Raw genomic sequence first — 24,283 nt, 5'->3', positions numbered from 1 at the left:
GGGGTATTAAGATGAAAAAGATTATTTCTTTGTTGGCATTATTTGCGATTATTATTGGTCTTGTTGGTTGCAGTATGGACGAAGGTTCAAGTACAAAAACATCCGGTTCAAAATCTAAGGATGGTAAGCTAAAAGTCGGTCTATCCATGAATACCTTAAACAATCCATTCTTCGTAGCCGTTAAAGAAGGGGCAGAAGCACAAGCGAAGGAAGATAAGGTTGATCTTGTTGTTACAGATGCACAGAACGATCCTGGTAAACAATTAGCAGATGTTGAAAACCTTTTAGAGCAAAATATCGATGTCCTTATTATTGACCCTGCCGATAGTGATGCGATCGCAGAAGGTGTGAAGAAAGCTAACGATGCCAAAATTCCGGTATTTACAATTGACCGTCAATCAAATGGTGGGGAAGTTGTTACCCATATTGGTTTTGACGCACTTAAGTCTGGTAAGATTGCTGGTAACTTCTTAAAAGAAGCTCTTGGCGGTAAAGGAAACATTGTTGAAATTCAAGGTATCCTAGGAACAAACGTAGGACAGTTCAGAAGTAAAGGTTTCAATTCTGTGGTGGACGAAACTCCTGGATTCAAAGTGGTTGCAAGACAGGCTGCAAACTTTGACCGTGGTCAAGCAATGAAAGTAATGGAAGATATTTTACAAGCAAATCCTAAGATTGATGGTGTATATGCAGCAAATGATGAAATGGCTCTTGGTGCCTTAGCTGCAATCGAGGCAGCAGGCCGTCTAGATGAAATTACTCTAATCGGTTGTGATGCAGTTGATCCTGCTATTGAAGCGATTAAGGGTGGAAAATTAGAAGCAACCATTGCTGAACCACCTGTATTCCTAGGAAAAGAAGCGGTTAAGACGGCTTTGAAAATTTCTAAAAAGGAATCAGTTGATAAAGAAGTAATTCTTGATTCAACACTTGTGACTCCTAAGAACGTAAATGAGGTTAAAACTAAGTAATCGAATAATAGTTAGAGTAGTAAAAACGCATCTAACCTTGCGTTTTTACTACTTTAGAGGGAGGTTTCTTCATGTCAAAGGTTGTTGTAGTGGGAAGTTATGTGGTCGATTTAATGAGTCGTACCCCGCATCTACCAAAACCAGGTGAGACAGTTCTAGGTGGTCCATTCAAGATGGGACCTGGTGGAAAAGGTGGGAACCAAGCAACGGCAGCGGCCCGCTCTGGTTCAGAAGTAACGTTTATTACTAAATTGGGAGATGACCTTTTCGGAAGAGAGGCATTGGCACATTTTACTGCGGAAAATGTAAACACCCAGTTTATGAAAGTGGACCCTAATCAAGCGACAGGGGCCGCATTGATTGCTGTTGATGACCGGAGCGAAAATAGCATTGTGGTGGCATTAGGGGCATGCGGTACGATTACGGAGGAAGAAGTAGTTGCTGCAGAAGAAACATTCAAAGAAGCTGACGTTGTGTTAGTCCAATTAGAAACTAGTATTGAGGCAGTGGTGACAACGGTACGTCTGGCCAAGAAATGGGATGTACCGGTGATATTAAATCCTGCTCCCTATCATGAGTTTCCAAGAGAAATACTTTCAGATATTGCCTATGTTACACCTAATGAAACAGAAGCATTTGAACTAACGGGAGTAGAAGTAACTGATGAGGCATCTGCCTTAGTTGCCGCACAGAAAATCTACAGCCAAGGTGTGGGTACCGTAATTATCACTCTAGGTTCCAAAGGCGCTTACCTTTATACTGGGGGCGAAAGTGGGGAACTGGTAAATAGCTTTAAGGTTGAAGCGGTTGATACGACAGGAGCAGGAGACGCCTTTAACGGAGGATTTGCTCATGCCCTAAGCAATGGATTTTCCGTGCGTGAAGCCATGGCCTACGCCAACGCCGTTGCAGCTCTTTCTGTAACCAAAATTGGAACTGCACCTGCGATGCCATACCAACATGAAGTAGAGGAACTAATAGTAAAAAAAGTGTAAGTTAGGTGTCAGGCACCATCCGTGGACATAGGCCACGTGGAAAAGACAGCGGGCAGTGTATGCTCGCTGTCTTTTTGTTAAAAGGTACGAAAGGATAAAATTTGTCACAGCCACAGTCCTTGATAGTGTAGAATTTTATGTCTGGATCAAATGGAAAGAAGCCAGACCGATAAATAAGAAAATTTCAAATGCCCGAACCAAGAAAAAATGTGCGCGAACGGTAAATAGAAGGAGCTTCTAATGCCTGAGCCAAGAGAAAAAGTGCCCAACCGGTAAATAGTTTGTTAAATGAATAGTAATAAGCTCAGAGCCATAACCGCCATCCCACCAATTAGACCATAGATGGATAAATGTGCTTCATCATATCTTTTGGCCGCCGGCAGTAGTTCGTCTAGGGAGATGAAAACCATGATGCCCGCAACGGCAGCGAAAATGATCCCGAACATAATGTCATTTAGAAAAGGCATTAAGAATAGATAGGCCGCTAAGGCGCCAATTGGCTCTGATAAACCAGACAGGAAGGAAAGCTTAAAGGCCCTTTTTTTGTCACCTGTTGCGAAATAAACGGGAACCGATACGGCAATGCCTTCAGGAATATTGTGGATGGCAATAGCAACAGCGATGGCAATTCCGAGCGCCGGGTCCTGTAAGGCAGAAGTGAAGGTGGCGATCCCTTCAGGAAAGTTGTGTATACCAATAGCCAAAGCAGTAAAGGTTCCCATTTTTAATAAATCTGTTTTTTTTCCTGGACTAGTGGGACTATTCATATCTTCAACTGTCTTCAATTCATGGGGATTGCTTTGTTTAGGAATAAATTTATCAATACTGGCAATCAGCAGCATGCCGCCAAAAAAGCCACCAACTGTGACCCAACTACCAGGCCCTAAGCCTAAGGCGTCAACAAGGGCAACCTTTGCTTTAACAAATATTTCAATCATGGATACATAAATCATGACACCTGCTGAGAAACCAAGGGTCACCGATAAAAATTTTGTATTGGTATGGGATGTAAAGAATGCAAGAACGCTCCCAATCCCGGTTGCAAGGCCAGCAAATAACGTTAATCCAAATGCCAACAACAGATTTTCAGTCACCTTCGATTCTCTCCCTTTTTGGAATTTATTATCAAATTCTCATGAACTTTTTAATTATATTTTATATGCATTAACACAGAAATGTTTCCTGTAAGCAACAAAGGGAGAACGGAAGAAGAATAACCTAAAATAACCAAAAAAGCTGACTCTTTAAGAGCCAGCCTGCAAAGCTATTGAACTACTATTGTAATTCTAATTGATTTTTCAGTTCTGTTTGGATTCTTTGTTTTTCTTCTGGTGAAACCAAACCATAGTAGATTTTATTAATCATTGTTCCGGTTTCTTTTATTTCCATTTGTTCTATGTTTCTTCCTGCATTTCTATAGTTTTTCTGAATATCTACCATTTGTTCAAAAGTAAGATTGGTTTTAATATTTTTTCCAAGCGCATTAAAGATATCAGAAAAATTGGTTAGGCTTGATAAACTCATCCCTTCATGGATTACTGCTTGGATAATTTGACGCTGACGGGATTGCCTTCCAAAATCACCCCGCGGGTCTTCATGTCTCATTCTGGAGAAACTTAGTGCCTGTTCACCGTTTAAGGTTATTTCTCCCTTTGCAAAATGAAATCTTTCTTGGGTAAAGTCCAAGTCATTCTGAACCTTAACACCGCCAACGGCATCAACAATATCCTCAAAACCTTCCATATTAATTTGCATGTAATAGTCAATTGGGATATCGAGAAATTTCTCTACGGTATCCATGGACATGGGAACGCCGCCAAAAGCATAGGCATGGTTAATCTTATCCTCGGTACCTTTCCCTACTATTTCCGTTCGTGTATCTCGTGGGATGCTAAGCATTTTTACAGAATTGGTATTAGGATTGACCGTCAGCACAATAATTGTATCAGACCGTCCTTTGTCACCTTTCCGCTCATCGACTCCAAGCATTAAAACTGAGAAGGGATCCTTTTCCTCAAACACAACAGGTTTATCCCTTTTCACGGGAATTTCCCGTTCGATGGGTTGATGCATCGTTACCACTGCAGTCTTCAGAGACTTATACACGGTAAAGGCATAAGCGCCTACGGCAATCACAAGAATAAAAAATATAAACCCCGTTATCTTTAACCATTTTCTCTTTTTGTTTTCATTATAACGAACGGTGTGCATCTAAAAACCCCCATATATGTAAGATAGTATAGCAATTTTATTTAAGAGTAGTTCTAGTTGTAGTCGGTGAGTAGAAGACTTGGGAGAAGTGTGATGATGTTTTTGTCTAAGTTGAAAAAATTAAATCGTACGATATAAAGTACCTTTTTCTATTGTAACACCTATCGTAAAAAAATCCCATTGTTCCTTCTTTTTTATTCAAAGAAAATGAGGTGCAGTTTAAACTGCACCTCATTTATCTATCAAGGCCCTCGCAAATATCTGCATAAGCTTACCTCTACGAGTCTACTTCCTAACTGCTAATTGTCAGTACTATTGTTATTGTTGTCTTTATTTTGTTTTCGCTGCTGTTCCTGTAGGGCGTGTAGAATGTCTTGGACATCAATTTTCCCATCGCCATTAAGGTCGGATAAGCCGCCACTTCCAGGCATTGGAGGCGTAGGGCCACTTACTACTGTAGCGGGTCCTTTCGGTTTAAACGCAAAGGTAAACACCAATAGTACAAGAATAAGCAACCCTGCCACACCATCTATGATATAGAAAATCGTTGCATAATCAGACCACAATGTCTTACTGCTATCCATCTTTTTCTCGGAATTAGCAATATATTGTTTGATTTCAGAGTGATTTGGATAGATTCGCTGCACTGCCTCAAATTTCTCTAAAGCATGCTTATAATAGCCGCCCCAGTATAATTCTAGGCCTTCCTGGTAAAGCTTATCTGTTTCACTCTTCGTATTTCTAACACCGGCCTGATTCACAAATTCCTTCACCGTGTTGACTGGTACGGCAAAGTTAAAGCCTTGGACCTCTTGGCCGTTTACGGTATCACCTCTAAAGGTGAGCAATCCAATAATCTCGCCTTTTTCATTGATAACAGGGCCTCCGCTATTGCCATGAGTGGCAGCCGCATTAATTTGAATGACTGGGCTTCCTTGTTCCGTCTTTTTCGAAGTAGCAGAAATTTGCCCTGCATTCATGGAAGAAACTAAAGAAGAGTCTGGTGATAACAGGTCAGAGTCTGCTGCCGCCGGGTAACCAATGACCCAAATATTGTCTTGGTTTTGGATATTGTCTGAGTTTCCAAGTGGTAAAGTTGGCAGATTTTTGCCTTCAATTTTTAAAACAGCGACATCTTTTCCTTCATTAATTGGTGCACCGTAGCTCTTCACCTCGCCATCAAGAACGTCACCACCTGGTAAAATTACCTTTAATACCTTTTTCACACCCGTGTATTGTGTGTAGTTCAGCATATATTTATAGGCAGTATCATAATCCACTTTAAAATAGTCTGCCATAATCCCAACGAGCTGTTCAAAGGCGGCATTGGCAATGTCTTCATCTTTCATTTGCGTCGTTTCCACTACATGAGCATTTGTTACGATATAGCCATCTGAGCTGATAATTCCGCCAGAACCGGAGCCGCCAAGGACTGATTGATAGTTTAGTTGCTCCATAATGGCCATTACTTCAGAGTCATTGGGGTTGTTAAACTGCCATTCTACGACCGCGTAATCAAGAATCCGAACAACAGCCGGCTTCGTATATTCCGCTAACTTTTGCGCTTGAGCAATGTTGCCCGTCGCTGGTTTGATATTTATTAGGAAGAAGGAGGTAACAATTACTGCTATGAGGATTAAGCTTAAAGGTATGGTAAAAAGGGCCCTTTTCTTCAAAATATAATTCACCTCTTAATTGATATTTACAATGCACTCTGCAATATATTCGGATTTGGGTGAAAGGTAATATTGTACATTAAAATTTTATGAAAATTCGAGAATGACCCTGTGAGAAGGGTGTTTTTTATGACAAATTCCACAAAGGGAGGCTAATTTTTTATCAAAAGGCTTTTTTAAATTGTCTGTTGATTTCCGCTTCAATCAACAGGTGTGTCAAATCAACAAAAGGCATTAACTTAGTCAATCAAAAAAGCCCATCTCCTAAAGAGTAGGCTTTTCCTCATTATTTTCTATTGATGGATCAGCTTGGGCTTGGACATTTTCGGGTTCAATGAGTGCTCCGTCTTTGCTGAAGGTGTATGATTTTCCATTAATCGTATGTGTCCCAGTGACCATGGAGCCGTCAGGATTCAAGTAGTACCATTTTTCTTGATCCTTCAACCAGCCAGTGACCATTTCCCCCTTTGGCATCATGTAATACCATTTGGATTTATCTTTGACCCAGCCGGTCTTCATGATCCCCGCCATTGTAAGGTAATACCATTTGCCATTCACCTTAACCCATCCCGTTTGCATCACTCCGCTGGCGTCAAGAAAATACCATTTTTCCAAATCCTTAATCCAACCGGTTTGCATGACTCCACTCTCATTAAGGAAATACCATTTACTTTTTACTTTGACCCAGCCTTTTTGTTTTGTCCCATTTTTATAAAATGACCATTGACCATTTTCTTTCACCCAGCCATTTATCCAGCTTGTATAACATTTAATAAATTGATTCCATCGTGGCAATAAATTTCTTGGGCAGTTCTTGCCTGTCCAATGTTTATGCGGAACAATATGGTCACTCGCTATACTGTAGCGGTTCATTAAATATTGGACCACCTCAACTGTGTTAGAAACAGTCTTTTCGTAATTTCCATCTGCATTTACACACATTTCAATATGAATAGATGTCAAATTTCCTGAACCATTCCGTCCATCTCCAGCAGCCCAAGCCACTTCGTCAAACGGAACAGATTGAATGATTTGTCGGTCATCGACCTGCAGATGCCAGGACGCTGTGCGGTCATTTCCTCTCAGCTGTAAATTCGCATGTGCCTCTGCATCCGCCCCCGCATTGGTATTGTCTGTTTCGTGAATGGTAATAAATGTAGGAACCATCTTAATGCCCGGGCGGGTCTTTGTTTTTGAAGCAGGAATGAGTCGTTGAATAATATTCATGGCTAATCCTCTCCTTTACTTACTATTTATGCATAAATGGAGTCTTTGGACAGGGTCACGGAGCGATGAGGTGTCATTTTTGTGAAAAACTCCTCACTATTCGACAGGAATTTTTCAAAAAGACAAGAGAGAGGTATAATGGCTATAGATATCAACTTGGAGGTTTTTATGGAGAATCAATTGAAGGTTATGACAGTGTTTGGCACGAGACCGGAAGCCATTAAAATGGCTCCCCTTGTAAAAGAGCTAGAAAAATATCCAGATCAAATAAAGTCGATTGTCACGGTTACTGCACAGCACCGTGAAATGCTTGATCAGGTGTTAAATATATTTGAAATTACGCCTGACTATGACTTAAATATCATGAAGGCAAGACAATCCTTAATCGATGTGACCACGCGTAGTTTAGAGGGGCTCAATCAAGTTTTAGCGGAAGTAAAGCCTGATATCGTGTTGGTACATGGCGATACAACGACTACTTTTGTGGCAAGCTTGGCTGCTTTTTATCACCAAATACCAATTGGACATGTGGAAGCGGGCTTACGGACGCATAACAAGTATTCACCGTACCCTGAGGAAATGAACCGTCAGTTAACGGGTGTATTGGCAGATCTTCATTTTTCACCGACTGTCCAATCAAAACAAAATCTTATGGTTGAAAATAAAAAAGAAGAGTCTATCTTTATTACAGGGAACACCGCGATTGATGCCTTAAAAACAACGGTGAAGGACACGTATTCTCACAAGGTATTAGAGAAGCTGGGGGATGACCGTTTGGTGCTCATGACGGCCCACCGCCGTGAAAATACGGGTGAACCAATGGAAAACATGTTCCGCGCGATTCGTCGTGTCGTGGAGAAACACGAGGATGTTCAGGTTGTGTACCCTGTTCATATGAACCCTGTGGTACGTGAAATCGCTAACCGGGTGCTTGGGCAAAATGACCGAATTCATCTAATCGAACCACTCGATGTAATTGATTTCCACAATTTTGCTTCAAGAGCTTATTTGATCTTAACTGATTCAGGTGGTGTACAGGAAGAGGCGCCATCGCTGGGTGTTCCAGTTCTTGTTCTGCGTGATACCACGGAGCGTCCGGAAGGTATTGAAGCCGGTACATTAAAATTGGCTGGCACCGATGAGGAAACCATCTTTGGTTTAGCAGACGAGTTACTATCTGACAAAGCTGCGCACGACAACATGGCTAAGGCATCTAATCCATATGGAGACGGCTTTGCCTCAAAACGAATTGTGGAAGCCATTCTCTATCATTTTGGCAGAAACGAAGAAAAACCTGCTAATTTTGGTCCAAACAAGTAAGAGGTTGTGTTTTGTATGAAATTACTGAAAATCCATCATATTGCGGTGATTTGTTCGGACTATGATCGGTCAAAGGATTTCTATGTGCGGATTTTAGGATTGAGGCCTATTAGTGAAGTTTATCGGGAGGAACGAGATTCCTATAAACTAGATCTGGAAGTCAATGGTCACTATCAGATTGAACTGTTTTCCTTCCCGGATCCGCCGCCGCGGCCTAGTTATCCGGAAGCGGCTGGATTAAGACATCTTGCGTTTGAGGTTGAGGATATGGAGAGCGCCGTTTTCTATTTGGAAGGCCATCAAATTAAGGTTGAACCGATTCGTATAGATGATTTGACGAACAAGAAATTTACGTTCTTCGCTGATCCTGACGGATTACCGATCGAACTTTACGAGCGATAAGAGTTTACGAAAAAGAAGCAGGTAATCTCAAGTGGATCACCTGCTTCTTTTTTTATATGCGTGGTCCTTCAGGGGTGGACATCTGTTCACAAGTGGTGCCTGACACCTGGAATACCATATTCATAGGGGGACCAGGTGCCGTATCCACCGATATTCGGGTTTTGGGAATAGGGGCCATAGGGATTTAGTGGGCCGGTTACCGCTCCTGGATAACCTGGTGTGCCAAATCCTACCCCAGGATAACCTCCCATTGGTGCAGTAGAGCCTATCCCTGCTAGATGAGGGACCCCAACACCACCCAGCGCTCCTGCTCCCGGACCATATCCATAATAGCCCTGCCCAGGCCCATATCCGCCATAACCAGGCGCACCTCCACCGAGAAGTCCCGAAGAACCTAAATAGCCTAATCCGAGACCCAGGAGCCCTGATCCTAATTGCCCCAGGCCAAAGCCGGAATCAGATAGATGTCCATGATTGTGAGGGTCTCCGTGGTGAGATGGATAGTCATGATGAAACTGGTTCCCATGGTAGGATGATCCACCATGATTTGACTGACTTCCATGTTGTTGCGGGTACCAATGATGTGATGGATTTCCATGTTGAGACGGACCACCATGGCCATGTGATGGATTACCATGGTGATCCTGACCGCCACCACTATGGTAATGCTGCTGATTGCTTTGATGAGATGAGTTGCCAGAATGGTGATGGCTTCCGTGTTGTCTTAACAAGGTGTGTTGAGGCGGAACGGGCATGTGATAAGGATGATACATCATTTCTCACTCTCCTCTTTTCCTTTATCCATTAGCCTATGTTTCTTTTGCAATCTTTCTTGGGTAAAGGCCCATAACTGAAAAATACGTCTTAAGACGTAGATTTCTTTCCGTTTGTAGTCCATGGCAGGCAGGAACTTTTTCATGTATTGTGGAAGTTATAAATGGAAATATCTTTCTTTTGAAGACGTTTTTTAACAGGGAAGTGAAACATTCACTGCCTTTAATCGTATGAATAAAAAGGATATTAGTCAGGAGTCGATCTATTATGAATCCAATATTATCGTTGATTGCACGCTCATTCGTAGCTGTACCCGTTACCGTTCTCACATGGCTGCTTTGCTTTTTTCCTTTAGGCCAAGGATTCTGGGCGTCCACGTTTTTCGCTATCCTGGGTGGAATCCTTACCCATGTGGTCCTGGCGTTCTTTCAGAACATCCGCTTTTTAAAAAAACATCAGTTGTCTAGAAAAGAATACCGCTATATTCAGAAAAACTTATCAGAAGCGAAGCGGAAAATTAATCGCTTAAATAAAAATCTCTTTTCCATTCGTGACCTGTCCTCTGTGAAACAAAGAATTGATATTTTACGGATTACAAAGAAGATCCAGAAGATGACCATGAAGGAACCGAAGCGTTTTTACCAAGCAGAGCAATTTTATTTTTCCCATTTAGACTCTGTTGTCGAGCTTACTGAAAAATACAGCTTTCTTTCCTCCCAACCAAAACAAAACATGGAGATGGGGCAATCTCTTATTGAAACTCGCAGGACTTTAAATGAACTGACAAAGGTGTTGGAAGAGGACTTATATCATGTGATCTCCGATGATATTGATACATTGAACTTTGAAATTGATGTTGCCAAGCATGCGATTAATAAACAAAAAGATGCTAAATTCCCTGAAGAAAATAGGTGGAAAAAATGAGTGAAAACAACCCAATCAATTTAAATAAAAGTGGAGATTTACTAGATGATATTCTAGCAGACCCGTTTGGTGACCAAATGGAACTATCCAAACAGCCAGTCCAACAGTCAAGTGACGCCAAGCCAGTCAAATTAATTGATGTAATTCCAGCAGAGCATCGGGCAAAAGCCTACCAGATTGCGGAACAAATTGATCCGACCAACCATCAAGCTATGATTCAGTATGGAACCCAGGCGCAAGGTAAACTGTTGTCCTTCTCACATACTATGCTTGAGCATGTACAGAAGAAAGATGTCGGCGAAATTGGGGATATCATCAATGACTTAATGAAGCGATTGAATGAGGTGAATCCCGATGAATTAAAGGATGGGAAGCCTTCCTTGTTTGCGCGGATGTTTGGGAAAATTTCCGGATCGCTGCAAGAAGTGTTGTCCAAGTATCAGAAAACAGGGGCGCAAATCGATCGGATTAGTGTGAAGCTCGATCGCAGTAAAAATGTTCTTTTATCGGATATTAAGCTGCTTGAACAGCTCTTTGAGACGAATAAAGAATATTTCCATGCGCTAAATGTTTATATTGCTGCAGGAGAAATTAAGCTGGAAGAGATGCAGACAAAAACCATCCCGCAGTTGAAAAGAGCGGCGGAAGCCACAAATGACCAAATGAAGTTTCAAGAAGTGAACGACATGATTCAGTTTGCAGACCGTCTGGATAAACGTTTGTATGATTTGAAATTAAGTCGAGAAATTACCATTCAAAGTGCTCCGCAAATTAGGCTGATTCAAAATACCAACCAAGCGCTTGTTGAAAAAATTCAATCGTCGATCATGACGGCGATTCCATTATGGAAAAATCAAGTGGCCATCGCATTGACATTAATTCGCCAGCGCCATGCAGTTGAGGCACAAAAGCAAGTATCGAAAACAACCAATGAGTTGCTGTTGAAAAATGCAGAAATGCTTAAGACCAATACCATTGAAACGGCAAAAGAAAACGAGCGTGGTCTCGTTGATATCGAAACTTTAAAGAAAACTCAAGAAAGCTTGATTTCCACACTGGAAGAAACGATGCGAATACAGGAAGAAGGTCGCCACAAGCGCCGCCTCGCCGAACAAGAACTGGCCACTATGGAAAACGACCTTCGCCTCAAACTACTCGAAATCAAAGGCAAATAAAAACACCCCGCTGCTTACCAAAGCAGCGGGGTGTTTTTGGTTTACTGTGTCCACGGTAGGAAGTATAAAATTCGACTTCGAGAATTGTCCAGCTCCAGCGCCTAGCCCCTCGGGTCAAATAACCTTCTGCAATAAAAGCCAAAGAGCGACTTTTCTTGCAGAAGAACATTTGCCTGTCGGGGCTGATCAAGGCGCTTCCGCTTTTCTTGGTGCCTGACACTCACAATGACACCCGCAATTAGTTGTTTACCGGGGTTGCTTTTAGGTATTCTTCAAGGGTGATGCCTCGGTTGGTGATTTGTTTGGCGATGGATTTTCCAACGTAGCGGAGGTGCCAGGGTTCATATTTGTAACCAGTAACAGCGTCTTTGCCATTTGGGTAGCGGATGATGAAGCCGTATTCAGCTGCATGCATTTCGAGCCAATTCGCCTCCGGCGTTCCCGCGAAGCAATCCTCTGCTGCACATTTTCCATCACCCCCAGTCACATCGATGGCAAGCCCTGTCTCATGTTCACTAGTGCCTGGAATGGCACTATAGGTTCTGGCTGCTTCGTATCCATCTAGACTCACGTAATAATTGAATAAAACTGTTTGGGCCTGATGAGACCTGTAAGCAGAAACACCAAGAAGATCGACGCCATCCTCTCTTGCCCCAGCAAACAATTTTTCAATGGCCTCCGCTGCTTTTTCCCGCAATTTTCGTTTCTCTGTCTTTTTTTCAAACGTAAATGGAATATCTGGATAGACTAAATCAGTTGGGGTATAACCATCAGGAAGTTTATGGTTCTTATTGATCAAAACAGGAATGGCTTCAGGAGAGGAAACCACTTGAAGTGCCTCATCTTCAGGATGGACGCTCTTTTTTTTATTCGCAGACTTATTCGCACTAATTGGTTGATTGTTCCACTTCTCCTCGTCATTTTGCGTAAAATGATTTTTCAATGAGCAGCCCGCAACGACAAATACCAAAATGATTAAAGATACAACAGTAACTTGCAATTTTGACATGGCAAACGTCCTTTTATAAATAATTCACTTCATTTACCATCATGGACACGATAAAAGACTTTAAAACGTCCTTAATCAATTCAGTCCATATAAGCTCGATCATGAATTACTTTTCTGTTTACTCATGTTTTTTTATTTTGAGTAGCTAAATTAGTAATTTGTCCCAATAGATAGGTCTAAAGACTCTTTTTTAAAATAATTATGTTGCTTATGATTTTTATAAACACATAAATCGTACGAAACGGCAAAACCATTGAAAAATGGTGACGCAAAACTAAAGGGGCTACTGTTTCATGACAATGCCAGCCAGTTACCGAACACGACTTACTCCGTCGATTTATGTAAACCACAATTGAGGAGGTTTTCATGTGTTAAAATTGTTGATGAAGGGTATGTACTACTATCATTTATTCCAACACCGTCACAACGAACTGCTGCAACAGGATTGCCTATGTGCAGAGTTAAAAATGAAACTTAAGGTAAAAGCGACATATCATTATAGTAAGGCATTGGAGCTTGTTTCCAAGATGCAGACGCTGCCACTATGATTAAAAAGGAAAGCCTAGGCTCAAGTTAGCCTAGGCTTATTAAATAACTTAGAGAATTGTCTAGCTCCAGCTCCCAGCGACTAGTGGCCATCCCACTCCTCCCTACGATAAGTCAACATCGAATAGCAAACTACGCTATTCGTATTTCCTTTATCTCAGTCGGAGCGGGCCCCTGGCCATACGTCGCTAAACGGTCGCTTCCGCATTTCAGTGAGACATTGTTTCACTTCCGTCATCATGGCCGTCTTTAGTGACCTTCAGCACGCCAACAGCACCTTTTGTCGCATGATTGAACTGATGGGTAACGAATGGATAGCTGCCTTCTTTTGTTACCGTAAATTCCACAACCGCTCCGCCACTTGCTGCAAGCAGGACGGTTTGTAGTCCTTTCATTCGGTTATACGGATTTCCGTCCATATACACATCATCAAAAAGGGTACCGACGACATGGAAGCTGCTGACTTCATTCGGACCAACGTTCATCACATAGAACCGTACTTTATCCCCCACTTTTGCAAGCAGCGGTTTGTCAACAAGGGCACCAACCGTACCATTTGTATTGGTATCCCCATCTTTTAAAGCTTTAGCTGAAAAAACTACATATTTTGGTGTGCCATTTGTAAAATCGTCTAAGTCATTGTATTTATACCATTCATTCTGAACAATAACGAATTCGCGGTCGACTTCTCCATCCGTTGGATAGCCTGTTTTCGGTTTGACGATAATCGTCCCATGCATCCCGTTCGCAATATGAGCGAGAACAGGTTTGGTTCCGCAATGATACATAAACACCCCAGGATTATCGGCTGGGTAGCTGAACGTTCCCGTTTGGTTTGGCATCACATTAGCAAAATCGGTAGATGGTGCGGCATGTACTGCGTGCAAATCCATGCTATGTGGAATGGATGGATCCATGTTTTTTAAGGTAAAATTGATTTTATCCCCCTGGTTGACAACAATGACAGGTCCAGGTGCTTCGCCATTAAACGTCCATGCTTTATACATATCACCTTTAGAAATTTCAATATCCGTAATTTGAGCAGTCATTTCCACGTTTACTTCATGCTCACCGATGCGAGTTATTTTTATTGGAGTTGGTTTCTGATTCAAATGCTCATGGGGTCCGAAAACTTGTGCAGTAGTGTTTTTACTTGCATCATCTTTAACTGCTTTTTCACTTGTAGAATCTGTTTTACCACAGGCACTTACTAACATGACAGAAGAAACGAGAATTGCTGCAAATTTTGCGATCTTACCCATTTAAATCTCCTCCATTTATCCCCTAATTGTTTTGTCTACGCTTTCATTTTACTTCTTGGAAAAAACCCCCTAGTGATAATAATCACTCATTCAACCTTCTATAGTGAACTTTTTGTGAATTAGTGAGCAAACTCGCATTTGCACTGTGTTAATGCTAAATAATCCCATGGTTAAATGGATACTCTATACCTATAAGGAGGGATATTTTTATGAAAGATAAAGGTGACAATATAAGTGAAGGGCTGAATCAAATATTTGAAATCATTAACGCTAAGGGCGATGAGGGAGAGCTTAGAGAGATTGTTGAAAAAGCAGATTCAGCCAGCATGGATAAAAAGGAACTAGTAGAGTAACAAATGTAAGGGACCTAGTTATCATTAATTAGGTCCTTTGACTATACCCAATATCATTGTGGGTAAGTGGGATAAAATTGTGAATAAGTCTGAATTTTTGGGGATATCTGCATTTGAAGCTGTGGATATAAGTTGGATAAGTATAAATTCCCACTAAGCTAGTTACAGTGTTGTGGATAAAATTGTTGATAAATGTGGATAATTATTATTTTTCTGTTGATAAACCTTGTTCTTGTGTGGATATTTTGTATAAAACTGTGGATAGACCTGTGGACTTATTTATTCGATGTAGTGACTTTCCGATTAGGCCTAAAGCGGCATGGACGTTTAATAATGAATTATATATGATTTTCTTATACCGTATTTACCTCAATTATTCATCCCACCATAGACCCTCAAACATTCAATTACCCACATCAATGACCAGACAAACTTTCTATTTTTATAAAAATAAAAAAAGGGAGAGGTTTTATGAATCTATTTTTTAGAAAGAAGTACTTTTTTGCAGCAATCATTGTGGTACTCATTTTATCAAGTGTTCCCTTGATTGGTTCAGGAAATGCAGAAGCACAGGAGTCAAAGGTAAAGGATTTAGTGGTTGACCTAAATGTACCCCAAGTAACAAGAGAGGTAAAAGACAAACAAATCAAATTAAACCCTTTACATGTGTATCAGGATGGACGCTTCATGTTGGCATCAAAATCAAAGTGGAAATCTTCGAATAAAAACGTAGCTACTGTCAATAAAGATGGCCTGGTTACCTTAAAAGGGCACAAGGGAAAAACCTTTATTTCTGTAAGTGAAGGGCGGTTCTGTGATCGAATTTCCATTCAATATAAGGAAAATCAAATTCTCGTAAAAAAAGAAAAAGGTTCCCGCTATGACCTTATCGGCCAGGCGTTGAAACAAATGACGATGGAGGAAAAAGTCGGGCAAATGCTGATGCCGGATTTCCGCAAATGGAATAACGTGAATGTTACGGAAATGAAGCCTGAAATTGCCCAACTGGTAAAAGATTATCACCTTGGCGGCGTCATTCTATTTCGGGAAAATACGGTAACAGCGGATCAAACAACCAAGCTAGTCAGTGCCTATCAAGAAGCATCAGAAAAATACGGCATGTTAATCTCAATTGACCAAGAAGGCGGGATTGTCACACGCCTTCAGACAGGAACCGATTTTCCTGGGAATATGGCAATTGGAGCCTCACGTTCTGAAGAGGTAGCCGAAAAAATCGGCAAAGCGATTGGGGAAGAACTGGATGCATTAGGTATTAATATGAATTTTGGACCTGTTTTAGATGTAAATTTGAATCCGGATAATCCAGTCATCGGAGTTCGTTCATTCGGGGAAAATCCAGAGTTAGTAGGGAAGTTAGGCAATGCCTATATCAACGGTCTTCACCAAACAGGAACGGCTGCTACTGCGAAGCACTTTCCAGGACACGGGGACACCTCGGTGGATTCTCATTTAGGCATTGCGGAAGTGCCGCATGATATGGAGCGTTTGAAAAAGGTGGAATTAGTACCGTTCCAAATGGCTATGGATGCCGGTATTGACGCCATCATGACAGCACACGTTACTTTTCCAAAAATAGATGATACAAAAGCTATTTCGAAAGCGGATGGTTCAGAAATTGCAGTTCCTGCCACCTTATCCAAAAAAGTATTAACGGGATTAATGCGTGAAGAAATGGGTTATAAGGGAGTCATTGTGACAGACGCAATGGATATGGGGGCCATTTCCAAGCATTTTGGTCCGATAGATGCGGCCATTCGTGCGGTTCAAGCAGGTGCGGACATTCTTCTCATGCCGGTTGGAGTGGCTGAAGTGGCAAACGGCATATATGAGGCAGTGAATGCTGGTGACATTTCAACGGATAGATTGGATCAATCAGTGGAGCGCATTTTAACATTGAAACTAAATCGAGGTATTGTGAAGGCCGAGGAAGAAAAGAGCTTAGATCAGAAAGTGGCAAATGCCATGCAAATAGTCGGCTCGGCTGAGCATAAAGCAGTAGAAAAGGAAGCAGCAGCAAAATCAATTACCTTAGTAAAAAATAACGGGGTGCTTCCGCTAAAGGCAGTAAATGAAGATAAGATTGCGGTGGTCGGGGGTTCGGGCTTCTACATGAATGTACTCGCTGACGAAGTGAAAAAGCATCATGAAAATGTGACGTATATTAATACTTCAAAGAAGTTGACATCAGCGCAACTTGCCCAAATTCAAGATGCTAAATATATCATTGCTGGAACGTATACTTCGTCAGTAAGCGGCCGGGCACCTACAGCAGATCAAATGGTAATGGCGAACCAGCTAATTGCTACGGGTATTCCTGTTGTGGCGGTGAGCGCTAGAAACCCCTATGACATCATGTCCTATCCAACAGTTGCAGCCTATCTTGTCCAATATGGCTTCAAGCCAGCTAGCTTTGAATCATCAGTGAACACTATTTTCGGTGAAAACCAGCCAACAGGCAAGCTGCCGGTGACCATTTACAACCAGGATGGTAGCGTATTATATGGCTATGACCATGGATTAGAATATTAACATTATTTGGGGACAGTCCCCCGCTGCGTTAAAGCGCCGGGGGACTGTCCCCTTATTTGTATTTAAATGACATTTGTCATCTCAATTTGGTGACATTCCTTACTAAAATCTCACACCTCCGAATCGTACAATGAAATCAAGAAAGCAGGAGGTGTTTGAAATTGAACGAAATTTTACGTTTAACGAAGGTGACAAAGTCATTTCAACATAAAAAGGCTGTGAATGAGGTTAGCTTTACAATTGGCAAGGGGGAGGTAGTCGCAATTCTTGGTCCAAATGGCGCCGGGAAAACAACCACCATCTCTATGATCCTAGGCTTGCTCAAGCCATCAGCTGGAGAGGTAACCCTTTTTAACCACCAGCCTCATGAAAAGAGGGTTCGTGAAAAAATCGGCACGATGCTTCAAGAAGTCAGCGTCATGCCAGGACTGAAGGTACGCGAAATCCTAGAGCTGATCCGCAGCTATTACTCAATGCCGTTAGCAATGGAAGAACTCATCAAGCTAACCGGTTTGACAGAGCAAGACTTAAAGACGCGGGCGGAAAAATTGTCGGGAGGGCAAAAGCGCCGCTTAAGCTTTGCCCTCGCCCTTGCAGGAAATCCAGAACTCATCATCTTTGACGAACCCACCGTAGGCATGGATATTACCGCGAGAAATCGCTTTTGGCAAACCGTTCGCATGCTTGCCGCACAAGGAAAAACAGTTATTTTCTCCACCCATTATTTACAGGAAGCTGATGATGCGGCTGACTGGATTCTTCTTTTTAAAGACGGCAGTATCGTCGCTGACGGAACACCAGAACAAATCAAAGCGAGAATCACAAAGCAATCCGTCTCTTTTATGGTTGACCCGGAACGCTCATTGGAGACTTTGTATCAGCACAGTGTAATTGATGACATCTATCGAAAAAATAACCGGGTGTTCGTGCAAACATCTAATACGGATAAGGTTTTGGAACTCATTTTTCAAGAGAAATTGGGAGCACATGACATCCAAATTGAACGTGGAAAGCTAGAGGAAGCGTTCGAGCAACTGACTAGCGAAACAAAGGAGGCAATATAAATGAAAACATTTCAAATGCAATGCAAAGTCGAAATCATCAGGGTTTTAAGAAATCGGTATTTTGTCTTCTGGTCACTCGTCATGCCGATTGTCTTCTATTATATTTTTACCAACCTAGTGAATTCGGATGTGCCGAACAAAGCCGAATGGCAAGCCCACTATCTAATGTCAATGACCGTATTTAGCGTAATGGGTTCATCCATGATGACGCTTGGTATCCGTATGGTACAGGAGCGCTCGCAGGGCTGGTCCACATTCATTCGTATCACGCCTTTATCTGACACGGTCTACTTTGCGGCGCAAATGATTGGTCAAAGTGTGATTCACCTTCTCTCGATTACGATTATTTTTATCGCAGGTGCTTTAATTAATGACGTTTCATTAACAGCAATGGAATGGATTATGAGCGGTATCTGGATTTTGCTAGGCTCACTGCCGTTCCTAGCGATTGGTACACTTATTGGCATGATGAAAAAAGTAGAAACAGCAGCCGGAATCAGTAATGTCCTTTACATGGTACTTGCTGTGGCTGGGGGCTTATGGATGCCGCTGGAAGTCATGCCTAAAATGATGCAATCGATTGCTAAATGGCTTCCTTCCTACAATTTCGGTAACGGTGCATGGGAAATTGTCCGTGGTAACATGCCTGATTGGAAAAATATTCTTATTTTAGTCGCCTACTTAGCCGTATTCATGCTACTATCGAAATATATTAGAAGAAAACAAGAAGCGGTGTGATGTGGTGTGAATTTCTCTATTTTTCCAAGACAATTTGGATTCTTTCCTTATATGTTTCTAATATATCTAGGGTTTCCTATCTACTATTTAACAAAGGAAGCAGGAATGAAGCAGCTCATAGGCTATCTAATGGTGTTGCTTTTCTTAGTAACGTACCGCCAGCTTTATTTTTTAATGGGGAAAAAAAGCTTCTCGTACTGGCTGGCGATGCAACTATTGATTGTGTTTTCCTTTAGTCTGTTTTATCACTTAAACTACATGTTTTTAGGTTTTTTCCCGGCGAATTTCATTGGCTGGTATCAGGATAAGAGGTTGTTTAAAAAGGGGCTCGTTAGTTTAGTTATCGTTCAACTGCTTCCATTTATCATTCATGTAGTGCAGACAGGTTCATACTTCAACACCAAAGAGATGATTTATTATGTTCCGTTCCTTATCATCATGTTGATTTCTCCATTTGGCATTCGTTCGATGAATCGTAGAATGGAGCTGGAAAAAGCTCTCGACAAAGCGAACCAAAAAATTGAGGAATTGGTGAAGCGTGAGGAGCGAGTACGGATTGCCCGCGATCTCCATGATACACTCGGGCATACGTTGTCCCTTCTCACATTAAAGAGTCAGCTTGTTCAACGGTTGACTGCGGTTGATCCAGAACGGGCACGTCACGAGGCAAAGGAAATGGAAGTCACCTCCCGTGCGGCACTTAAGGAGGTGCGCGAGTTGGTATCGGATATGCGAGCTTCGACCATTGCAGAAGAGCTCATCCAAGTACAGCAAATTATACGAGCGGCTGGAATTACCTATCAGTACGATGGCGAGGTTAATTTTTCAACAATTTCTTCCTTCACGCAAAATATTATCGCCATGTGTGTGCGGGAGGCCGCGACTAATGTGGTGAAACATAGCCGTGCTACCCATTGTTCCATTTCTATCAAGCTTCTTTCTGAAAAAATGACCATCGTCATCAGGGATGACGGGATGGGTGTAAGCACCAGTCGAGCGTTTGGGAATGGTTTGCGGGGAATGGAAGAGAGGCTTGCGCTTGTTGAAGGTGGACTGACTCTATCCAATCATAATGGTGCCGTCTTGGAAATAACGGTGCCAATTATTAAAAAAGCAGAGGGGGCAGCGGGATGATCCGCTTATTTATTGCAGAAGACCAACGCATGTTGTTGGGAGCGCTTGGCTCCCTCTTGGATTTAGAGGTTGACATGAAGGTTGTGGGCCAGGCGATGAATGGAGCCGATGCTCTTTCCACGATTTTGGAACTGGAGCCAGATGTTTGCTTAATGGATATTGAAATGCCTGTGATGAACGGACTTGAGGTGGCAGAGGAGCTCGCACGCCGGGAGGCTTCCTGCAAGGTTATTATCTTAACCACGTTTGCTCGACCGGGATACTTCGAACGGGCCGTGAAAATCGGCGTCCATGGCTACTTGCTGAAGGACGGAGAGATCGACGAGCTGGCAGATGCCATTCGTAAGGTGATCTCTGGAAAACGTGTGTTCAGTCATGAGCTCGCATTTACGGTAATACGGGAGGAGAATCCGCTCACTACGAAAGAACAAGAGATTTTAAGATTAGCAGCTTTAGGTAAAACAACAAAAGAAATTACATCTGAACTCTATTTATCTTCTGGTACTATTCGCAATTATATCTCCGAAATCATTCACAAACTAGACGCCAAAAATCGAACCGAAGCCGCCGCCATCGCCGAAAAAAAGGGCTGGTTGTAGAGAACAGTTTTATTTATAGAGTAGTAATCCGGTCCCAATTCTAAGTTGGGCCGGTTTTTTTATTTTGGGGACAGTCCCCCGATGCGTTAAAGCGCCGGGGGACTGTCCCCTCAAGCCGTGGACAACTACCCATTTATTGCCCTTTCTATGTTGGACAACCTTCCTTCAAATAGGTACAAGAATAAATTAATACTAGTTCGTAAGGGGGGAAGAAAATGGTACGAAAGGCAATTATTCCTGCAGCAGGGTATGGAACAAGAACCCTGCCGATCACGAAGGTACTGCCCAAGGAGATGCTGCCGATATGCGGGAGACCGGCAATTGACTATCTAGTTGAAGAGGCAATCAAATCAGGAATTGAGCAAATCCTAATAATAGTGTCGAGGTCAAAAAATATGATACTTGATTACTATGACAGGTCAGTAGAATTGGAAACTTATTTAGAGGAAAAAGGAAAGAACCATTTATTAAAAGAAATCAGCCTACCAGATGTACATTTTCAATATGTTCGGCAATCCTATGCACGCGGTTTAGGAGAAGCCATACTGCTTGGTAAACACTTTGTAGGGGATGAACCGTTTGCAGTTTTGCTACCAGATGAGATTATTCTTACTGACAAGCAGCCGCCATTAAGTCAGTTAATTGAGATGTTCAAAGAATTTAAGGGAAATGTTATCGGTGTCAAAAAAACGGATCCATCCCTATTAAAAAACTACGGAGTCATTCAACCTCAAGCACTGAGGGAAAAAGAATACACCATCAAGGACATCGTCGAAAAACCACAGCAAGCACCCCCGTCAGATTTAGCTGTAATCGGAAGGTATATATTTAACCCTTCCATCTTTCATTATCTTGAAACCGTCTCACCGGGCGTAGGGGGCGAAATTCAACTGACAGATGCCATTAAATTGATGTCCCAGGATTATACAAGCTATGCTCTAGAGATACAAGGTCAAAGCTATGATATTGCTAAAAGCACGGAGTACGTGAAACTGATTAATTATTTATGTGGACCTAAGGAGGATTAAAATATAGTGAAAATCTTAATCGTCGGTACAGGATATGTAGGAACGACGACGGGTCTGATTTTTTGTGAGATGGGTCATCAGGTAACAGGGCTTGATTTAGACGAAACCAAAATTAAAGCGCTGGAATCTGGTAAACTACACTTTTATGAACCGGGACTTGAAGACCTGTTAATTAAGCATCTCGCTGCGAAAAATATTTCTTTTACAAAAAAGACTAAAAAGGCCGTTAAAGAAAATGATGTTATATTCATTTGCGTCGGCACACCTCAAGGCACAGATGGAAGTGCAGACCTTACTTTTGTGAAAAATGTGGCGGAATCCATTGGAAAGAATATGGACAACTATAAGGTGATTGTCACGAAGAGTACGGTGCCGGTTGGTACGGCAGAGCTGGTTACGAAGTGGATCAGCGAATCACAAAAGGACAAAATTCCTTTTGATGTCGTCTCCAACCCCGAGTTTCTACGTGAAGGGTCAGCTGTCCTAGATGCACTAAACCCGGACCGCATTGTTATTGGTACAACAAGCGAAAAAGCACGAGGCATAATGAGAGACCTTTATAAAGACTTTCACTGTCCAATCGTCGAAACGAACCCTAGGGCTTCCGAAATGATAAAGTATGCCGCTAACTCCTTTCTCGCCCTAAAGATATCCTATATTAACGAGTTAGCTAGATTGTGTAATAGACTTCAGATTAATGTGAATGATGTTTCAAAGGCGATTGGATTGGATCACAGGATTGGCCCTCATTTCCTTAATGCCGGATTAGGCTATGGAGGTTCTTGTTTTCCTAAAGATGTGAGCGCATTAATCCAAATAGCGAGACAAAACGGGCGACCGTTGTCCATATTAGAAAGCGCCGCTACAGTGAACAAAGAACAAACAGATTATTTTATTGAAAAAATCAAGCAGGCTCTCGGAGGAAATCTCCAAAGTAAAACGATTGCTGTTCTAGGAGTAGCGTTTAAAGCTAACACCGATGACACGAGGGAGGCCCCAAGTCTCGTTATTATCAAACAATTATTAGAAGAGAAAGTGAATCTTAGGGTACATGATCCGATTGTAAAGTTAGCAAGCGGGCAGTTCCCGACAGTAGCAGAAACGGTAACGGGGGCGGATGCGGTTGTTCTTTGTACTGACTGGGACGACTATAAAGCCCTCGATTGGGCTAGTCTTAAACCGTTAATGAATCAACCTTATATATTCGATGGAAGGAACATGATTGATAAGAGCTTGGTCGAAAACCTGGGATTTAACTACCTAGGGGTAGCAAATCATTAATATCTTCGCAAAAAAAGAGCATAGATGAATGCTCTTTTTTGTGTTATCCCGTTATTTCTGGCTTTGCAATACCAGCTGCAGCCCTAAACCAATATAAATGGCTCCAACGACTTTTCCCTGCCACCGAGTGAACTTACTATTCTTATTAGAAAAAAATCGTTTCCCAATTGAACTTGTAAGAAAGGCTAAGAGGGTCGTATACAAAATGCTCATCAGCACAAATGTAAGTCCAAGAATTAATAGTTGATATACAACAGGTGTGCCGTTAGGATGAACGAACTGTGGCAGGAAAGCTAAGAAAAAAAGCGCTGTTTTTGGATTAAGCAGCTCAATAAGCAATGCCTGACGAAATGATACCGAAGGATCAGTCTTTATTGTATCGGTTACTGGCTTTTCTTCGAGGGCTTTCGTTTTCTCGAGTAACGATTTGATTCCTAAGAAAATCAAATAGGCAGCACCTAAATATTTTACGATCTCAAAAGCTAAAGCGGATGTCATTAAAATGGCTGACAGACCTAGAACAGCCGCAACGGTATGAATTAAATCTCCGACAGCTATTCCCACTCCAGTAATGATGCCTGCTTTTCTACCGCCCTTTGCTGTTTGTGTGACAGTGAGTAAAACAGCAGGCCCAGGAATCAGGAATAATACTAAAACAACTAATATGAAAGTAAGCACACTCTCTCACCTCTGTTGCGCAATTTATCTATTATTATACTATATTCAAGCACCTATAATTGGAAAAATAAACAAGTAGACATATATTTATTTTGCTGTTAGTATTTAGGGACTGTCAGCAAAACAAGATGAATTTCAAAAACAGATTAATTATTTGTTGACAAGAATGGTTGATAAGTAGTATAGTATAAAAGTTGTCGCTGATAACTATTAACCTTTTAGAAAAAAGAAAATAGTTATTGACAACAGCGGATGAAAAATGATAAGATGTTAAAGTTGTCTCATCAAATTGTTCTTTGAAAACTAAACAAACAAAAACGTCAACAAACAAAAATTATTAGTTTCTTATGAAACTAAGCCAACGTA

At 41.7% G+C, this 24,283-nt stretch carries 23 protein-coding genes and 1 riboswitch; of the genes, 15 read left to right on the top strand and 8 right to left on the bottom strand.

Annotated elements, in window-relative coordinates:
• Positions 1 to 11 precede the first annotated feature (11 nt).
• Together AC3A54_RS15990 and rbsK are read left to right on the top strand one after the other, a co-directional pair.
• Positions 12 to 971 (top strand): substrate-binding domain-containing protein, encoded by a 960-nt coding sequence (locus AC3A54_RS15990; protein ID WP_335544887.1) that lies wholly within the window; start codon positions 12 to 14, stop codon positions 969 to 971.
• 71 nt (positions 972 to 1,042) lie between these two features.
• Positions 1,043 to 1,966, top strand: a complete 924-nt coding sequence (gene rbsK / locus AC3A54_RS15985; protein ID WP_487655197.1) for a ribokinase — start codon at positions 1,043 to 1,045, stop codon at positions 1,964 to 1,966.
• 284 nt (positions 1,967 to 2,250) lie between these two features.
• Here the strand turns inward: rbsK and zupT are convergent, their stop codons facing one another.
• The 4 genes from zupT to AC3A54_RS15965 all read right to left on the bottom strand — a co-directional run bounded on the left by zupT (position 2,251) and on the right by AC3A54_RS15965 (position 7,080).
• Positions 2,251 to 3,060 (bottom strand): zinc transporter ZupT, encoded by an 810-nt coding sequence (zupT, locus tag AC3A54_RS15980; protein WP_487655196.1) that lies wholly within the window; start codon positions 3,058 to 3,060, stop codon positions 2,251 to 2,253.
• A gap of 181 nt (positions 3,061 to 3,241) precedes the next feature.
• Positions 3,242 to 4,177 (bottom strand): polyisoprenyl-teichoic acid--peptidoglycan teichoic acid transferase TagU, encoded by a 936-nt coding sequence (tagU, locus tag AC3A54_RS15975; RefSeq protein WP_487655195.1) that lies wholly within the window; start codon positions 4,175 to 4,177, stop codon positions 3,242 to 3,244.
• A gap of 299 nt (positions 4,178 to 4,476) precedes the next feature.
• Positions 4,477 to 5,853, bottom strand: coding sequence for a S1C family serine protease (locus AC3A54_RS15970; RefSeq protein ID WP_487655194.1), 1,377 nt, complete (start codon positions 5,851 to 5,853; stop codon positions 4,477 to 4,479).
• Between the two features lie 264 nt (positions 5,854 to 6,117).
• Entirely contained in the window at positions 6,118 to 7,080 is a 963-nt protein-coding gene (locus tag AC3A54_RS15965; protein ID WP_487655193.1) for an N-acetylmuramoyl-L-alanine amidase, read from the bottom strand.
• A 168-nt stretch (positions 7,081 to 7,248) separates the two neighbouring features.
• Between AC3A54_RS15965 and wecB the strand changes: the two genes are divergently transcribed.
• Both wecB and gloA2 read left to right on the top strand, forming a co-directional pair.
• Positions 7,249 to 8,400, top strand: a complete 1,152-nt coding sequence (wecB, locus tag AC3A54_RS15960; protein WP_335544893.1) for a non-hydrolyzing UDP-N-acetylglucosamine 2-epimerase — start codon at positions 7,249 to 7,251, stop codon at positions 8,398 to 8,400.
• 15 nt (positions 8,401 to 8,415) lie between these two features.
• Entirely contained in the window at positions 8,416 to 8,802 is a 387-nt protein-coding gene (gene gloA2 / locus AC3A54_RS15955) for an SMU1112c/YaeR family gloxylase I-like metalloprotein (RefSeq protein ID WP_487655192.1), read from the top strand.
• A gap of 86 nt (positions 8,803 to 8,888) precedes the next feature.
• On the opposite strand, the gene AC3A54_RS15950 is transcribed toward gloA2, so the two are convergent.
• Complete coding sequence (locus AC3A54_RS15950; RefSeq protein ID WP_487655191.1) at positions 8,889 to 9,578, bottom strand: hypothetical protein; 690 nt, start codon at positions 9,576 to 9,578, stop codon at positions 8,889 to 8,891.
• Between the two features lie 265 nt (positions 9,579 to 9,843).
• On the opposite strand from AC3A54_RS15950, the gene AC3A54_RS15945 reads away from it, so the two are divergent.
• Together AC3A54_RS15945 and AC3A54_RS15940 are read left to right on the top strand one after the other, a co-directional pair.
• A complete protein-coding gene (locus AC3A54_RS15945; RefSeq protein ID WP_487655190.1) occupies positions 9,844 to 10,500 on the top strand; it encodes a 5-bromo-4-chloroindolyl phosphate hydrolysis family protein in 657 nt (218 codons plus the stop codon).
• Complete coding sequence (locus AC3A54_RS15940) at positions 10,497 to 11,675, top strand: toxic anion resistance protein (protein ID WP_487655189.1); 1,179 nt, start codon at positions 10,497 to 10,499, stop codon at positions 11,673 to 11,675. The genes AC3A54_RS15945 and AC3A54_RS15940 overlap by 4 nt, the downstream gene beginning before the upstream one ends.
• 238 nt (positions 11,676 to 11,913) lie before the next feature.
• On the opposite strand, the gene AC3A54_RS15935 is transcribed toward AC3A54_RS15940, so the two are convergent.
• Positions 11,914 to 12,684 carry a M15 family metallopeptidase gene (locus tag AC3A54_RS15935; RefSeq protein WP_487655188.1) on the bottom strand — a complete coding sequence of 257 codons (771 nt, stop codon included), beginning with the start codon at positions 12,682 to 12,684 and terminating at the stop codon, positions 11,914 to 11,916.
• Between the two features lie 233 nt (positions 12,685 to 12,917).
• Positions 12,918 to 13,002, top strand: a riboswitch (cyclic di-GMP riboswitch).
• 50 nt (positions 13,003 to 13,052) lie between these two features.
• Between AC3A54_RS15935 and AC3A54_RS15930 the strand changes: the two genes are divergently transcribed.
• On the top strand, positions 13,053 to 13,232 hold the full coding sequence (locus AC3A54_RS15930) for a hypothetical protein (protein ID WP_308082428.1): 180 nt from the start codon (positions 13,053 to 13,055) through the stop codon (positions 13,230 to 13,232).
• 207 nt (positions 13,233 to 13,439) lie between these two features.
• Here the strand turns inward: AC3A54_RS15930 and AC3A54_RS15925 are convergent, their stop codons facing one another.
• Positions 13,440 to 14,492 carry a multicopper oxidase domain-containing protein gene (locus AC3A54_RS15925; RefSeq protein WP_487655187.1) on the bottom strand — a complete coding sequence of 351 codons (1,053 nt, stop codon included), beginning with the start codon at positions 14,490 to 14,492 and terminating at the stop codon, positions 13,440 to 13,442.
• A gap of 209 nt (positions 14,493 to 14,701) precedes the next feature.
• On the opposite strand from AC3A54_RS15925, the gene AC3A54_RS15920 reads away from it, so the two are divergent.
• From AC3A54_RS15920 to AC3A54_RS15885, 8 genes are all read left to right on the top strand, one after another.
• Complete coding sequence (locus tag AC3A54_RS15920) at positions 14,702 to 14,845, top strand: hypothetical protein (RefSeq protein ID WP_335544900.1); 144 nt, start codon at positions 14,702 to 14,704, stop codon at positions 14,843 to 14,845.
• A 471-nt stretch (positions 14,846 to 15,316) separates the two neighbouring features.
• On the top strand, positions 15,317 to 17,395 hold the full coding sequence (locus AC3A54_RS15915; RefSeq protein ID WP_487655186.1) for a glycoside hydrolase family 3 protein: 2,079 nt from the start codon (positions 15,317 to 15,319) through the stop codon (positions 17,393 to 17,395).
• Between the two features lie 161 nt (positions 17,396 to 17,556).
• Positions 17,557 to 18,459: an ABC transporter ATP-binding protein gene (locus AC3A54_RS15910; protein WP_487655185.1), complete on the top strand. Its 903-nt coding sequence runs from the start codon at positions 17,557 to 17,559 to the stop codon at positions 18,457 to 18,459.
• A complete protein-coding gene (locus tag AC3A54_RS15905) occupies positions 18,460 to 19,197 on the top strand; it encodes an ABC transporter permease (RefSeq protein WP_487655184.1) in 738 nt (245 codons plus the stop codon).
• Positions 19,198 to 19,203: 6 nt separating this feature from the next.
• Complete coding sequence (locus AC3A54_RS15900) at positions 19,204 to 20,331, top strand: sensor histidine kinase (protein WP_487655183.1); 1,128 nt, start codon at positions 19,204 to 19,206, stop codon at positions 20,329 to 20,331.
• Positions 20,328 to 20,930 (top strand): response regulator transcription factor, encoded by a 603-nt coding sequence (locus AC3A54_RS15895; protein ID WP_487655182.1) that lies wholly within the window; start codon positions 20,328 to 20,330, stop codon positions 20,928 to 20,930. Before AC3A54_RS15900 ends, AC3A54_RS15895 begins: the two co-directional genes overlap by 4 nt.
• Before the next feature lie 215 nt (positions 20,931 to 21,145).
• Entirely contained in the window at positions 21,146 to 21,958 is an 813-nt protein-coding gene (locus AC3A54_RS15890; RefSeq protein ID WP_487655181.1) for a UTP--glucose-1-phosphate uridylyltransferase, read from the top strand.
• Positions 21,959 to 21,964: 6 nt separating this feature from the next.
• Complete coding sequence (locus tag AC3A54_RS15885; RefSeq protein ID WP_487655180.1) at positions 21,965 to 23,239, top strand: UDP-glucose dehydrogenase family protein; 1,275 nt, start codon at positions 21,965 to 21,967, stop codon at positions 23,237 to 23,239.
• A gap of 51 nt (positions 23,240 to 23,290) precedes the next feature.
• On the opposite strand, the gene AC3A54_RS15880 is transcribed toward AC3A54_RS15885, so the two are convergent.
• The gene (locus AC3A54_RS15880; RefSeq protein ID WP_487655179.1) at positions 23,291 to 23,917 is read right to left on the bottom strand and encodes a LysE family translocator; all 627 of its coding nucleotides are present in this window, start codon (positions 23,915 to 23,917) and stop codon (positions 23,291 to 23,293) included.
• Positions 23,918 to 24,283 lie beyond the last annotated feature (366 nt).

It is taken from the genome of Neobacillus sp. Soil_C_43 (genome assembly GCF_057656715.1).
This window is presented reverse-complemented; position numbering and strand designations above follow the sequence as displayed.

What these genes read in the sequence shown, in the direction of transcription:
- AC3A54_RS15990 (WP_335544887.1), top strand. Translation starts at nt 12, where the DNA reads ATGAAAAAGATTATTTCTTTGTTGGCATTATTTGCGATTATTATTGGT.
- rbsK (WP_487655197.1), top strand. Translation starts at nt 1,043, where the DNA reads ATGTCAAAGGTTGTTGTAGTGGGAAGTTATGTGGTCGATTTAATGAGT.
- tagU (WP_487655195.1), bottom strand. Translation starts at nt 4,177, where the DNA reads ATGCACACCGTTCGTTATAATGAAAACAAAAAGAGAAAATGGTTAAAG.
- AC3A54_RS15965 (WP_487655193.1), bottom strand. Translation starts at nt 7,080, where the DNA reads ATGAATATTATTCAACGACTCATTCCTGCTTCAAAAACAAAGACCCGC.
- wecB (WP_335544893.1), top strand. Translation starts at nt 7,249, where the DNA reads ATGGAGAATCAATTGAAGGTTATGACAGTGTTTGGCACGAGACCGGAA.
- gloA2 (WP_487655192.1), top strand. Translation starts at nt 8,416, where the DNA reads ATGAAATTACTGAAAATCCATCATATTGCGGTGATTTGTTCGGACTAT.
- AC3A54_RS15950 (WP_487655191.1), bottom strand. Translation starts at nt 9,578, where the DNA reads ATGATGTATCATCCTTATCACATGCCCGTTCCGCCTCAACACACCTTG.
- AC3A54_RS15945 (WP_487655190.1), top strand. Translation starts at nt 9,844, where the DNA reads ATGAATCCAATATTATCGTTGATTGCACGCTCATTCGTAGCTGTACCC.
- AC3A54_RS15940 (WP_487655189.1), top strand. Translation starts at nt 10,497, where the DNA reads ATGAGTGAAAACAACCCAATCAATTTAAATAAAAGTGGAGATTTACTA.
- AC3A54_RS15935 (WP_487655188.1), bottom strand. Translation starts at nt 12,684, where the DNA reads ATGTCAAAATTGCAAGTTACTGTTGTATCTTTAATCATTTTGGTATTT.
- AC3A54_RS15925 (WP_487655187.1), bottom strand. Translation starts at nt 14,492, where the DNA reads ATGGGTAAGATCGCAAAATTTGCAGCAATTCTCGTTTCTTCTGTCATG.
- AC3A54_RS15920 (WP_335544900.1), top strand. Translation starts at nt 14,702, where the DNA reads ATGAAAGATAAAGGTGACAATATAAGTGAAGGGCTGAATCAAATATTT.
- AC3A54_RS15915 (WP_487655186.1), top strand. Translation starts at nt 15,317, where the DNA reads ATGAATCTATTTTTTAGAAAGAAGTACTTTTTTGCAGCAATCATTGTG.
- AC3A54_RS15905 (WP_487655184.1), top strand. Translation starts at nt 18,460, where the DNA reads ATGAAAACATTTCAAATGCAATGCAAAGTCGAAATCATCAGGGTTTTA.
- AC3A54_RS15895 (WP_487655182.1), top strand. Translation starts at nt 20,328, where the DNA reads ATGATCCGCTTATTTATTGCAGAAGACCAACGCATGTTGTTGGGAGCG.
- AC3A54_RS15890 (WP_487655181.1), top strand. Translation starts at nt 21,146, where the DNA reads ATGGTACGAAAGGCAATTATTCCTGCAGCAGGGTATGGAACAAGAACC.